The following is a 13,435-nucleotide window of genomic DNA, read 5'->3' on the forward strand; positions in this document are numbered from 1 at the left end:
TCACACCGTAATCCTGTCTGCCGCCGCGTCCATCTTCTCCCTGAAATCCTTCAGGAATGCAACTACCCGTTCCGCAGTCTCTTTCTTGCACTGGCCGCACGTGACTTCCCCGGCCATGCACTTCCGCCGGATCTCTGCCAGCTCCGCATCATCGGTCACCATGTGGAAGAGGTTGAGGAGATAGACCGAACATTTGTCCGGCTCGCCGCCAAGGCGCTTCTGCTCATCTAAGGTCATCCTCCCGCCGGTGATCCCGCTCATCACCTTCTTTCTCACCACCGCCTCGGGCTCGTAGAAAGAGATAATGCTCTCCGGGATGCTCGAGGACATCTTGCCGCCGGTCAATCCGGGCATGAATATATGGTAGGTGGATGAGGGGGTAAAGAACGCAAAACCCCCGTGCGCCTTCTCGACCTCCCGGACTTTTGCCGATACATCGGTGCACTGCGCACCCCTGATGTCGACATGCCCCTCGTATTTCTTCGCGTGCGGGAACGCCTTCTTTACGGCTTCCAGCGCCGCCTCGGGGGCATTCTTCGACCGGACGCTGATGTAGCCGTCGCGTTCCTCCACCGTGAACATCCGCATCTTGTGAGCGATCCCGCGGGTAAGCCGGATATGCGGGTCCTGGTCGATCCCGACCGGCACGACCGTGGGTGCCGGCTCGCGGTCGATCTGGGGGTAGAGGATATCCGCGACCTGAGTAATCACGGCATCCGCGTGGGCGAGGTCGGTGTCGGGGCCGAACCCGTAAATTGCTGTGAGTTCCGAGAAGTTCACCTTGGTCGCCGCCTCGAACGCAAGGTCCTTGAGCCGGTTGTTCCTGCTCTGGAAGAATGTCTCACCTTCAAACCCAAGGGCATACAGGCACGAGAGGTACTCCTTCCCGAACTCGTTGCACTTCTCCCACGAGAGCCCCCGGACCGCGTGGGCCTCCCGGTCGGCGATGGTGATGTAGCCGTTGCCACCCTGCTGTACGTGCCATACCACTTCCTTCATCACCATCAGGTGGCCGAGGTGCGGGTGCCCACTCGGCATGAACCCGGTAAGGATATGGAACGGGGTCTTGTTCCTGATTGCCCGGGCAATCGGGAGGTAGTCCCGGTGCCCGACAACGATGCCCCGTCGCATGAAGTAGGGAATTTCCGGGAGTTCTGCCATAACCGGGGCAATGGGCTCGATACCGAACTCGGCAAAGGTCTTCCCGATATCAAGGGACGGCGTGCTTGACCAGGGATTGATCTGAGGTTCCTGCATGATGGTACTCACAGTTTGATCCGTGCGAATTCGACGAACTGGATTCCTGAAGAATGTACAGCGCCAAAGAACATCTTCTTTTTGACACTGTGCGCCATGCGGACCGAACGCGAGATGACACTCATCGGGAGGGTCGCTTCCTTCTCAACCGCATGGACCAGCAGGTCGGAGTGGACGTTCTTGCCGCAGTATACCCGGAAGTGGTGCCCGAACTTGTAGCCGGTGCGGGGAGTATAGCCATGGGAGCGGAGCTCGGTATAGACCGCAATCTTTCCAGCCAGTTCATTGTCTGTCTCGCATGCCATTTCAAGGAATGATGCCGGGCTGATGGTTTCTGTTCCCTGTGTCAGGGTGATTGTCCCCATCTCCATCAGGCAGAGGAGTTCGACGGGGGAGAGGATCAGCCGTTCGGGGTCGAGACGCTTGCCGTAACCCGCCAGTTCGAGATCGGATCCTGCTGCAACCCGGACCATCGCGGACTTCCCGACAAGCATCGCGTTGTGCCGGCCGAGGGCGGGGAGGTCTGAACACGCATCTGCCAGTTTCTGGAGCTTGATTTCGTAGTAGGTGAGTTCCTCCTCATCATCCACCACTGCCAGGACGTACTGCTTGCGCATGTTGCGCGAAGCGATCACCTCCTCGATCAGTTTCTCGAACCGGATCGGATCGCGCTCGGAAAGGACGCGGACAAGATAGAGGGACTCACCCTTCCCCGGCTTCTCGCCGCGCCGGAAGACACGGAAGTCGTGCGGCCCGGTCTGCACTACGTACCCCCGTTCGCGGAGGTCGCGGTACACAAGAAAACTGCGCATGAACGCAGGCTGGTTGGCAAACTCTGAGAAGAGGCTGTCGAACGTGTAGCCCGGCACGTCGATCTTCTGGCGGTGAATAAGGTAGAGTGTCTCTTGGGGGGACAGGCGAAGACCATCGCCATCCGGCCGGCCGTACCCGCTCTGCTCGTACAGGGAGCGTCCGTCCTTTCCCACACGGATCACCGTGCCGTCAAATGTTGCCTTCACTGCCAGATCTATTGTTTCCGGAGGGTAATAAGAGCGCGGGAAGACGAGGCGGTGTCCTGTGCGCGTCCCCGCACCCGGAGATCGAAATCCTTATGAATTACAAAATGTCGGATCAATGCCTATTAAAAGGTGAAAATCGAACTTGTATAGTCAGATCGTATCTCATAAGTATGCTTAATTGCACGTCCCCGAGGGTGATTTTCATTCCGGGAATATTTGGGTAATACTATCAGGTACATCGATCACCCACACCGGAATCATTTAAGCAGCCAATAACCAGTGGCGGAAAAATGATGGTGCATCAGATCAACGACCCCGGATGCCGACGCATGAGCGTGCTCAACCTTGCGGGTTTTCTTGCACGGTCAGACACAAATGGTCCCGGCACCCGGGCCGTCATCTGGGTGCAGGGGTGCCCGATCCGGTGCAGAGGGTGTTTCAACCCGGCGTCCTGGTCCTTTTCTCCGGTAACAACAGTTTCTTCAGATGAGCTTGTCGCACGGGTCCTCGCAACCGAAGGTATCGATGGCGTCACGTTCTCCGGCGGGGAGCCCTTTGCACAGGCAGGGGCACTTGCATGCGTGGGAGAGCAGGTAAGGGACGCAGGGCTCACCATCGTCACGTATACCGGGTATACCTGCGAACAACTCACCACCCGCGCCGATCCCGCCGTGAACCGGCTTCTCGCTGTCACGGACCTCCTCATCGCCGGCCCGTATGTGGAAAACATGGCCTGTAATGACCCGTATATGGGGTCAGCGAACCAGCAGGTCATTCCATTAACCGGAAGAATCCTTCCGGAATCCCCGCATGGGCAGATCCCGGGTGAGCTGATCGAGTTTTCCATTGCACCTGATGGGATTGTAACGACCACCGGTTTTCCCAGGCTCCCGATGGTCCGGCAGATCGCCTCACGCTGCCGGGGGGTGTGATGCGATGTCGCATTTCAGCCGCATCAGGACAACGTTCCGGCACCGCGAGGCACTGATCCAGTGCATGCAGGATCTCGGATATACTGTAGAGATTGATACGACCATCAGGGGATACCACGGCCAGCATAACGTGGATATCGCCGTGAAGAATGCCGGGGGGTACGGTCTTGGGTTTGTAAAAAATCCCGAAGGTACCTACGATCTGGTAGCCGACTGGTATGGTGTCTCCGGCAAAGGTGAAAAGAAGATCGCTGAAGAGCTGAAGAGACAGGCAGAGACGATCCAGAAAGAGTACGCAAAAAAGATGGTGCTTGAACAGGCCATAGCCGACGGCTTTGAACTGGTATCCGAGACCGAGGAGCAGGACGGGACCGTGCGGATTGTTGTCAGGAGGTGGAAGTGAACCATGCAACTTGCTGAACCCGATTTCTCGCGCAAACTCAACATATCGCTCCGGGCCCGGGTTACCCTCGTTGTCGTGATCACCCCGGAAGAGGAGCGGGTGGTATCGCAGATCCGGGAGGTCTGCGAGCGATGGGACCCTCCCCGCCAGTGCATTGCGTGGGACAGCGTTGACGGGTTTTCCGTAATCGCAGGTAACAGAAACTTCCTCAACCAGTCGCGGGACCCGCTCACGGCGCTTGACGATATTGTCAAGACCGGGGAGGATGCGGTGATCATCCTCAAGGATTTCCACGAGTACTGGAACAACCCGCAGGTGAAACGACGGATCCGCAACTTCTCCCAGCAGTTCCGATATAACAGAAGAACAATCGTGATCGTCACCCCGACACCCCGGATTCCGGAAGAGATCCGCGATGAAGCGGTAATCGTCCACTTCCCTCCCCCGACGGCCTCCGAGTTATCTGCCGACCTCGATATCCTGCTGGTCACAAGCGGGATCACCAGCTCACTCTCACCCGGTGGCCGGGAAAAGATCATCCAGGCCGCACTCGGAATGACCCTCAACCAGGCACGAAGGGCGTTCTCGAAGGCGATCGTTACCCGCGGTACACTCGATGATCAGGACATCGATACGATCATCGCAGACAAGAAGGACATCCTGAGCACCTCGGACGCGCTGGAATTTTACAGTTATACCGAGGCTTCGGAGAATGTCGGGGGCCTTGCCGTCCTCAAGGACTGGCTCCGCCTCCGGGAGCGGGCGTTCACCAGGGACGCACGCGACTTCGGGCTCCCGTCGCCAAAAGGCATCGCGCTGATAGGCATCCCGGGCACGGGAAAGAGCCTGACGGCAAAAATGATCGCCGACCTCTGGCACCTCCCCCTCTTAAGGCTCGACGTGGGAGCGCTCTTCGGCAGCCTTGTAGGGGAATCAGAGGAGAGGACACGCCGGGCCCTCTCGCTTGCCGAGACGATCAGCCCGTGCATCCTCTGGGTGGACGAGATCGAGAAGGCGTTTGCGTTCGGCAGCGGGGACGCCGGCACGAGCCAGCGTGTCTTTGCCCACCTCCTCACCTGGATGCAGGACAAGACATCGCCCTGTTTTGTCGTGGCAACAGCGAACAACATCGCTGCGCTCCCGCCGGAACTGTTGCGGAAGGGCCGCTTCGACGAGATCTTCTTCCTTGACCTGCCCACACTCGAAGAGCGGCGCGAAATATTCACCGTGCACCTCAAGAAGCGTAAGTGCGTCCCCGCTGAATTCGATCTCGACACCCTTGCCCGGGAGAGCGAGGGCTATGTCGGGGCCGAGATCGAGCAGACGATCATCGATGCGATGTATCGGGCATTCAGCGAGAACATGCGCCGGGTAACAACGGCCGACATCCTCCTCTGCATGAAGACGCAGGTCCCCCTTTCCGTATCGCAGCGTGAGACGGTCGCGGCGCTCCGGGCCTGGCTCGCGGAAGGGAGGGCCCAATCCGCGTCACGGACGGTTGCCGCGACAGCGACAAACGGGAAAACGATCGCACTGGAAACGTTCGATACCGGGCGCCCGTAAAAACATGAAGATCTCCCCCGACGTCCCGGTCATCGGCCCCTTACTCTGCCGGCGTTCGGCGAGGGCAATTGCCGGAGCCGTGAAAAACGGGAACATCCCGGCAGTCCGCGATCTTGTCGGGATTACTTCAACAAGCATCGATGATAAAGCCCGTACGATCGCGCTCGATGCGCTGAACTCCCTTTCATCGCAGGAGGCAATCGACGTGTTCTGCGGAGAAGTGCTGGACCGGGAAGACCCGGCCCTCGAAGAACTTGCCGTTGCCCATCGATATACGCCCTCGGTGCCGGGATCAAAGGCACTCTTCCTGTATGTCACCGGACAAGCAGAGGCCCTGTGCAGGTTTGATCCCGGTACAGATCATCCGCTCCTCTCACGAGGATATACTGCGGCACCGGAAAGGATCAAAGCCCGGGCGCTCCGCAGCGCTTCAGACTCCCGCAGGGGCAGGATTCTTGCACATGCCCTGACCGGTGCCGGTTCAGGAAGTAATCCCGGGACCTGGTCATATTCCGAGTGGGAGGTGGTCCTCTCCGGTCTCACTGGTGAGGGGGCGTGGGACGACCTCTGGCAACTGGTCGTTTCTGCCCCGCCATCACTGGCGATAACTGTTCTCAACGACATGAAAGGGTCCGGCTGGAGACCCGATGGCGATGCCCGCAAGGTATTTGATGAACTGGTCCGCGATCTGCCGGATGTATGGGCAAGCCCTGCACCGGAAAGACCGCTGGTCACCATCAGGGACCAGGACAGTCGTGTCGTGCGGCTCTCCTTCTCGCGGGACGGGACGCTCCTTGCCACGGGAAATTGTAACGGGGAGATTGCGGTCTGGCAGGTATCCTCTGCCCGGCTCCTCACCTCATCGGCAACAGGCACCGGATCGATCAGTTTCCTTGCATTCACACCGGACAACACGTACCTTATCACGGGGGGGGATCAAGGGACGTTGCACTGTTCTGATATCCCTTCCGGGGACACCATCTGGTCGTATGCAGACGAGAACCACCGGATCTCATCAATCATCGTCTCCGGGAATGGCGATGAGATCATTGCCGGAGATCATGCCGGGACGATCATCCGCATCGGGTGCCGGACGGGAAAGACCATCCAGGCCATGCAGGTACATCCATCCCCGGTGACTGCACTCTCTCCTGCACCGGATGGTGAGGCCATTGTTGCCGGCCATGCTGACGGCACCGTATCCTGTCGGGATTACGCAACCGGCAGGGTACGGTGGGAGGTGCCGGGCACCGGTGAGGCGGTCCTGACCCTTGCTATCCCGGTCCATGAAGGCCACCTGTTCGTTGAACACGAACGCTCCCTACCGGTACTCAGGAATATGCAGACCGGGGAAGTCGTGCGGACATATACCGGGCACTCCGGTCATGCAGCCTGCCATGCGATATCGGCCGATCACCGGATCGTGGCGACTGGCAGCGACGATCACGTCCTCCGGTTCCGGAACGTACTGGAGAAAAACCCCTGCACTGAAATTTCCTTATATAACCGCCTCGCGACCTGTTGTGTGATTACACCGGACAGTACCCTGGCCGTTGCCGGCTGTCATGAGGGTACGACGTATTTTTTCAGCATTCATAACGGGGAGACGGTAAAAGAATTCCGGGGATACAAACAGCCGGTCACTGCCTGTGCCATCTCCCCGGATGGTGCCCTTCTCGCCACTGCGGGAGGAGAGGGGGCAGTCACGCTCCGGAGCATCCCCTCAGGAGAACTCCTCCGGACGCTCAGGCGTCCGGCCGGCGCCGTCACTGCCATCGCCATCTCACCAGGGGCCGGCAATGCCGGGATTGTTGCCGGTACTGCTGATGGCATGGTCCGTATATACTCCCGTGATGACGGCACCCTCATCAGGTCCATTGACATGTACACACCTTCCGTCAGGGCCCTCGTGATGAGCTCTGACGGGACATATCTCGCCTGTGCCGGGAGCGACTCAAGCGTCCGCATCTGGGACCTTGCAAAGGGCAGTCTTCTCGCCACGTGTGAAGGTCTTAAAACATCGGTGCGGTGCCTCGCCTTCATGCCGGATGCAACCACCTGTATTTCCGGGGGGTGGGACGGCATTGCGAGGTCCTGGGACGTGCCGGGCGGGACCCTGTCAGGGACGAGGAACGGGCATTCAAGCATCATCACCTGCTGCTGCGTTGATCCTAAAGGACAGGTCCTTGTCACGACCAGTAACGATACGACCGTCAGGATCTGGCAGCCTGACGGGGAAAAGGACCCGGTTATTATCAGGGATGCCAGAAAAGAAGTGAGCAGTTGTACCATCTCCGAGGACGGCACCCTCCTTGCCACCGCGGGTCTGGACCCCGTGATCCGGCTCTACAACCTGCCGGAAGGTACACCTGCCGGGACGATCCCCCAGGTCCCGGGAAAACCCACCGGTCTTGCCTTCACGGGTGACGGCCTCGCAATCGCGGCAGGATACGATACCGGCACCCTCGTATACTATTCTGTGCATGAACGTTCCCTCATCCGGACAGTTCCCGCCCACGCAGGAGCAATAACCGGAATAGCGATCGTGCAGGACGAAGACTTGATTGTTACCAGTGGTATCGACGGGATGATCCGTATCTTCCGGCTTCCCTTCATGCGGCCCCTGTCTCAGACCACCCTTGCAGATCTCACTCTCGCCCGGGAATACGAGCAGGAAGCCAGTACCGAGACTATAGCGGCACAGTGGAGGTTTCTCCATAATATCCTGTCCATACGGTTCCAGAACGAGATCGGGCTCTGCCCGGCATTTCGCGATGCCGGGATCTATGATATCCAGATTGTCGGGTGATCGTAATGGACAAGTACGTACACTCTCACCAGCCAGCCGCCCGCCTCGGGGTGGACTTCGGGAACGGGTTCCTGATCATAGGAGTTGGGGGGCCGGAGGGACCCGGGTTCCGGACACTGGAGTTTCCCGGCTGGTCGAAGGTACTGCCCGGTGCGGGAGGGACGGGGCCTGTCCACGGGGTGCCGGTGCAGGTCTGCTATGATCGTGACGGGACATCGACAATCGGAGATGAGGTGATACAGGCCGGTCGTTCCGACGATCCGGGCACCGCACGGTGGATCCGCAACTACCTGCTGGAAGAGAGCCCGGTACGGATACCAGCCGGTCCTCACCGCCAGGTCACGTTCCGCGATGCGGCAACGGATCTCCTCACTACCGTCCTTGCCCGGGCACAAAAGGAGGGCCCCGGGTACCCCGAAGTGATCTTTTCCCTGCCATCGGGTGCGCCGGAATGGTATGCCGGGTGGCTTGGGAGTATTGCCGGTGCCACCGGCCTCGTATCATGGAATACCCTCGATGAACTCACTGCCACGGTTGCCGGGTACGAGCAGCCGGTTAACGGGGGGCAGGTGTTCATAATCATACATTTCGACGAGACAGACCTTTCGGTGTCCATTGTTCGGGGCCAGGACGCATCCACGCCCCCATCCGCCGGGGGGCTGCGGGTTGCAGGGCAGGCCGGCGACGATACGGGGTGCCGGGCGATCGACACCTGGATTGCACAGGATATGCTGGCCGGAACCGGCCTGAAGTTCACCGGAGCCAGAACCGAAAGGATACGTGATACGATCCTGAAGAGGATGGGGGAAGTATACGGACAACTGGCCGATACCGGCGAGGCTGTTCTCGACATCACGGACACGGCATCCGGGACAACAATTTCCGCCGGCATTGCCCGTGCCGACCTTGGCCGGATCGTTGCGGAACACGAATTTCCGGCAACCCTGGACCGGACAATCAGCCGTGCATGGGCTGCTGCACGCTCACACGGATATGCGGACGAAACACCCACTGCGGTGCTGATGACCGGCAGGGGGTCTTCAATTCCCGCGGTACAGGAACGGGTAAAAGTGCATTTTTCCGGTGTTCCCGTCCTGTGCGATCGCCCGTTCGATGCGGTTGCCCGGGGCGCCGTGCTGTTCACATCCCGTGCAGACAGGCCCGACCGGATCAGGAACGATTACGCGCTCCGGTACTGGGACCCGGCTGCACGGGAACACCGGTACCGGTTCCTCGTGCGCAGCGGGGCCCGGTACCCGAGTGCCGGCCAGGTGGCGCGGATCACCATCAGTGCCGCGTACGACGGCCAGACCCGGCTCGGCATCCCGCTGTACGAGTTCAGTGTTTCGCCGGACCCCGGCACACCTGCCCTCGAACTGGTCTCGGACCCTGCCGGAGGGGTCCGGATCGCCGGACCGGCGGAGGATGCCGGAACAGAGAGCAGGCCGGTACCGGTCAATGGGCGGATGCCGACACTGCTTGCCGCAGACCCACCGGCACTGAAGGGAGAGCCGCGGTTCGAGCTGACGTTCACGCTCGACCGCGAGAAACACCTGTGCGTAACGGCACGCGACCTTGCGACCGGGAAACTTGTGAAGAAAGATGCACCAGTCCATAAACTGGTATAACAAAAGGAGAAGAGACCATGGAAATGCAGGAAATGGAGATCACGATCGACAACGAAGGAAGAATACAGGTGAAAGTGAACGGGGCCCACGGCGCTGACTGCCTGGCGCTTACGAAAAACATTGAGGACGCCACGGGCATTGTAGAGGAGCGGGTCTATTCACCGGCATACTACGAACAGCCGGTTGATGTGCAGGAGCACCAGTGGCTCGGCCTCCGGTAATCATCCGTTCACCGTTAATTTTTGGTGCCTGAAAGGTGCAGGGCGGGGGTCAGCAGAAGTTCTCGGTCACGTAGATCCTGTCGTCGGCAGAGAATGCGACGCCGATCCCTTCCTGCCGGAGACGGTAATCAAGGATATTGTCGCGGTGTCCCGAGCTGTTCATCCACCCGCCCACGGCCTGGTTTGCGATCTGTTCCACCGTGTTCCAGTTGTACTGCACGATGGTCCCGTTCGGCGCCGTGAGGTAGGTGTTATACCGGTATCCCTGGTACAGGTTCTCGGAGATCCCTTCGGTATAGTACGTCCCGAAATCACGGACGCAGGGATACCCGGCTTCGTCCCCGCGGGCACGTGCATTCTGCCCGTCAGGGTTCTCGTGCTCGAAGAAGTTCCGGAGCACCATATCGTAACTGTGTCCCCGTGCGATATCCGCGAGGAACGAATCATAGGAGAGGGTCGAGAGCCCGTTCTGCTGGCGCTGGACATTGATCAGTTCATGGATCCGCGTTTCGAGAGCAGAGGGATCGAGGGCGGGCGCTCCCGGCGTTGCGCTGGTGTACGAATCCGACGGGGGCTGTGCCGGGATGGAGGTGACGGACATCGTGATCAGGGTCGTTCCCTCCGGCTCCGGAGTTACCGTGATCACGGTAGTGGCAATGGTGGTTGCCGCAGTTGTCGGGCGCGTAGTGACCTTTGTTGTCCGGGTGACGGTAGTCGGCGGGGTCGTGGCCGTTGTCGCCGGGGTTGCTGGAAGCGTGGTCACCGCAGGTTGTGTTGTCACCGGAAGTGGAGTTGCGGTTGTTGATCCGGGCACCGGTTGTACCTGCCCGGTACCGGCTGCCCCGGCAGATGAGGTGCTGCCGGATATCACCTGCATAAGAAGCGGCGACAGGATCGCGAGAGCCACGATCACGACAAGGATCACGGCACCGGCAATTGCCCATGCCGGAATTCCTGCAATTTTACCGGCAGGAGCCGGCAGGGCAGGCAGTTGTGAACCACATTGGGTACAGAACTTTTGTGCCGGGTTATCCGTACCCGCACCGCATTTCGGACAGGTGATGCGCACCATGGTATGATGTGCATGGCACCCGCAAGGGAAAAAACGTATTGCACAAATTACCGGGCAAGGTCCCGCACGGCCCGGATATTGCCCCGGTCGTCCCGCCGCTCGTCAACAGGTGTCTCGCAGATGAGCGGGAGGGCAGAAAAGACCCTGTTGTGGAGGATGCGCCGGAAGCCGTCCTCCCCGATGAACCCGAGACCGATGTGCTCGTGCCGGTCAAGGCCGCTGCCCCGGTCGCCTTTGGTATCGTTCAGGTGAATGACCTTAAGGTTCTTTAAGCCGACCTGCTCGTCAAGCTGGGAGAGCGTCCCGGCAATCCCCTCGTCGGTCCGCAGCTCGTACCCCGCCGCGAACGCGTGGCAGGTGTCAAAGCAGATCCCGATCCGTTCCTTCTCATCGATCCCGTCCATGATCCCCCGGATGTGTTCGAAACTGCTGCCCACGCTGTTCTTTTCTCCGGCAGTGTTCTCAAGGAGCAGCTGCACGGAATTGTCCGATGCGCCGAGCGCCGTGTTGATCGCGGCGATCACCCGGGCACGACCACCCGCGATCCCGTCGCCGAGATGGTGGCCGAGGTGGGTCACGAGGTACGGGATTCCCAGCATCCCGCACCGGCCGAGTTCGGCCGTGAGGGTTGCAACCGATTTGTCCCAGACCTCCGGTTTGGGCGAGGCAAGGTTGGGCAGGTAGGGCATGTGGTCAACCGGGATGAGACCGGTTGTCCGGCACTTGGCCCGGAAGGTTTCCGCAACATCGCTCGCAACCGGCTGGTACCCCCATCCCCGCGGGTTCCGCGAGAACATCTGGAAGACATCGCACCCGGCGTCCTTTGCCCGGTCTACCGCAAGGTCGAGCGACCCGGCGATCGATACATGGACCCCGACCTTCACCATGCACTGCACTCCTGGATCATCAGATCAGGAATCGGATGCAGGGGTATTTGGGGGTTGTGATTGGGGAGGGGGGTACCCCCTCCCGGGATCCCGGGCCGGATCCGGCATCAGGGACACCCCCCACTCAGGGGAGGGGTAGCTATCCCACAGAGTACGGGAGGGGGGGCCCCCTCAACCATTTTTTCCGGAAGTGCCGGGAAATCCATTCTCCATCTGAAGTCCTACGAAGAATCCCCTGTGGTTCTTCTCAAAGTTCACCCACAAGGGGTTCACTTCACGGGAACTATCACGAATGATCATGCAGGAAAAGGAGGGGGGGGTACCCCTCCGGACCAGGGAGGGGTAGGTAGGGGGACCCCCCTCCGGTTTTTTGAACAGGGTCATGGGGGTACCTGCCAATAAGGGAGGGGGAGCTACCCCCCATCACAATTGGGGTTAAAATAGTCCTCTTAAGAAAAAAAGGGCTCTGTTGAAATCCTCAATTTATACACAAGTTGGGAATCCTCTGTGGTAGTTATGAGGGTGACCCCCTCTCTCCCCCAAAGGGGGAGGCAGCCCAAGGGGAGCACCCCTTGACCTCCTTCCGGCATACATATTTTCCGATTAACCATCTTGCCCAGCGAGGGCCCGACGAGGCGCCCGAGCGACCCCCGTAGGGGGTGGGGATGCTCACATTGTCAGAGCATTCTCGTGAAACTCCTTCGAATTCAAATAGGAGCTTTGCTCCACCGAAACAGTATTTACATAGCCGACTAAGGGTTTCAACAGAGCCAAAAAAAGAGATTATTTCCTGCGGAGCGCAAGCAGTGCTGCACCAAGACCGGCTGCCCCGATCACGGCAAGCGGCAGGTTGCCGGAATGGGTAGTCGGGACTGGTAGGGTCGGTTCGGGAGTGGCGGTTGTCGGGGTCGTGATGAACTGCTGGTCAAAACCTACTGGCGGCACAACATTGACGATATAGACCGAGACCGGCTGCATGCCCGTCATGCCGGTCCTCCCCGCACAGGTGTCTGAAGACGCCTCGCCTTTCACGAACGTAACCTCCACGCTGGAACCGTCGTTCCTGCCATTGTACAGCATCACCTGGCGCGGAGCAAGGGTCTCTTCAAATACCCGTGTTCCGCTGCTCAGGACAAAGACGGTGGATGTTGTTGCCTTGCAGGTGGTCCCGGAACAGGAAGTACAGTCGGGAACCGTAATTGTGTCTACCGCATAATTGCCAACAAGCGGGGTCGGGATCGCACCGGGGTCCCCGACCAGGCTGGTCACGTACTCCCCGACCGGGAGCGAATTATACAGCTTCGCTATCGTGATCCAGGACCCTCCCGCGCCGCCAAGGCTCGTGGCAACGACCGTATCGCCGGTCTTGAAGAGCGTCCAGGCACTCTCGCTTGGCACGTTTCCGGTAAGGGTGGTCACGTCCATTGCCATGTACGAGCAGACCGGGCCTCCGCTGGCCGGGTAGGAGCACCCATACTGGAGCGGGTCTGCAATCGTTAAGGTGCTCTCCTCCTTGTTGATCGCCGATACCGTACCCTTCACCGTGACTTCCTGGACAACCGCTGCCGCCGGCAGCACGCACAGGCACATGATAAAGGCAGAGATGAGGATGGTTTTTGTAAGCTGGTTCATTCCTGCATGACT

At 59.7% G+C, this 13,435-nt stretch carries 11 protein-coding genes; 6 read left to right on the forward strand and 5 right to left on the reverse strand.

The features are described 5' to 3' along the window. Positions 1-1,257, reverse strand: a complete 1,257-nt coding sequence (locus M0R30_RS06940) for a tryptophan--tRNA ligase (RefSeq protein WP_292545164.1) — start codon at positions 1,255-1,257, stop codon at positions 1-3. Positions 1,258-1,265: 8 nt separating this feature from the next. Further along, complete coding sequence (gene endA, locus M0R30_RS06945; protein ID WP_292545167.1) at positions 1,266-2,276, reverse strand: tRNA-intron lyase; 1,011 nt, start codon at positions 2,274-2,276, stop codon at positions 1,266-1,268. A gap of 290 nt (positions 2,277-2,566) precedes the next feature. Here endA and M0R30_RS06950 point away from each other — a divergent pair, with 290 nt between their 5' ends. The 6 genes from M0R30_RS06950 to M0R30_RS06975 are packed head-to-tail and all read left to right on the forward strand — an operon-like array spanning position 2,567 to position 9,832. Further along, positions 2,567-3,208, forward strand: a complete 642-nt coding sequence (locus M0R30_RS06950; RefSeq protein WP_292545170.1) for a 4Fe-4S single cluster domain-containing protein — start codon at positions 2,567-2,569, stop codon at positions 3,206-3,208. A 4-nt stretch (positions 3,209-3,212) separates the two neighbouring features. Further along, positions 3,213-3,611, forward strand: coding sequence for a DUF1257 domain-containing protein (locus M0R30_RS06955; RefSeq protein ID WP_292545173.1), 399 nt, complete (start codon positions 3,213-3,215; stop codon positions 3,609-3,611). Positions 3,612-3,614: 3 nt separating this feature from the next. Further along, a complete protein-coding gene (locus M0R30_RS06960; RefSeq protein ID WP_292545176.1) occupies positions 3,615-5,174 on the forward strand; it encodes an AAA family ATPase in 1,560 nt (519 codons plus the stop codon). Between the two features lie 4 nt (positions 5,175-5,178). Next, complete coding sequence (locus tag M0R30_RS06965) at positions 5,179-7,983, forward strand: WD40 repeat domain-containing protein (protein WP_292545178.1); 2,805 nt, start codon at positions 5,179-5,181, stop codon at positions 7,981-7,983. Positions 7,984-7,988: 5 nt separating this feature from the next. Continuing rightward, complete coding sequence (locus tag M0R30_RS06970) at positions 7,989-9,611, forward strand: hypothetical protein (RefSeq protein WP_292545181.1); 1,623 nt, start codon at positions 7,989-7,991, stop codon at positions 9,609-9,611. Between the two features lie 17 nt (positions 9,612-9,628). Further along, positions 9,629-9,832 (forward strand): DUF2997 domain-containing protein, encoded by a 204-nt coding sequence (locus M0R30_RS06975; RefSeq protein WP_292545185.1) that lies wholly within the window; start codon positions 9,629-9,631, stop codon positions 9,830-9,832. A 49-nt stretch (positions 9,833-9,881) separates the two neighbouring features. Here the strand turns inward: M0R30_RS06975 and M0R30_RS06980 are convergent, their stop codons facing one another. The 3 genes from M0R30_RS06980 to M0R30_RS06990 form a co-directional block, all read right to left on the reverse strand. Next, complete coding sequence (locus M0R30_RS06980; protein ID WP_292545188.1) at positions 9,882-10,904, reverse strand: CAP domain-containing protein; 1,023 nt, start codon at positions 10,902-10,904, stop codon at positions 9,882-9,884. 47 nt (positions 10,905-10,951) lie between these two features. Further along, positions 10,952-11,791, reverse strand: coding sequence for a deoxyribonuclease IV (locus M0R30_RS06985; protein ID WP_292545191.1), 840 nt, complete (start codon positions 11,789-11,791; stop codon positions 10,952-10,954). 783 nt (positions 11,792-12,574) lie between these two features. Further along, positions 12,575-13,423 carry a hypothetical protein gene (locus M0R30_RS06990; protein WP_292545194.1) on the reverse strand — a complete coding sequence of 283 codons (849 nt, stop codon included), beginning with the start codon at positions 13,421-13,423 and terminating at the stop codon, positions 12,575-12,577. Between the last annotated feature and the right edge of the window lie 12 nt (positions 13,424-13,435).

Source organism: Methanoregula sp., assembly GCF_023227875.1.
Classification (GTDB): domain Archaea; phylum Halobacteriota; class Methanomicrobia; order Methanomicrobiales; family Methanospirillaceae; genus Methanoregula.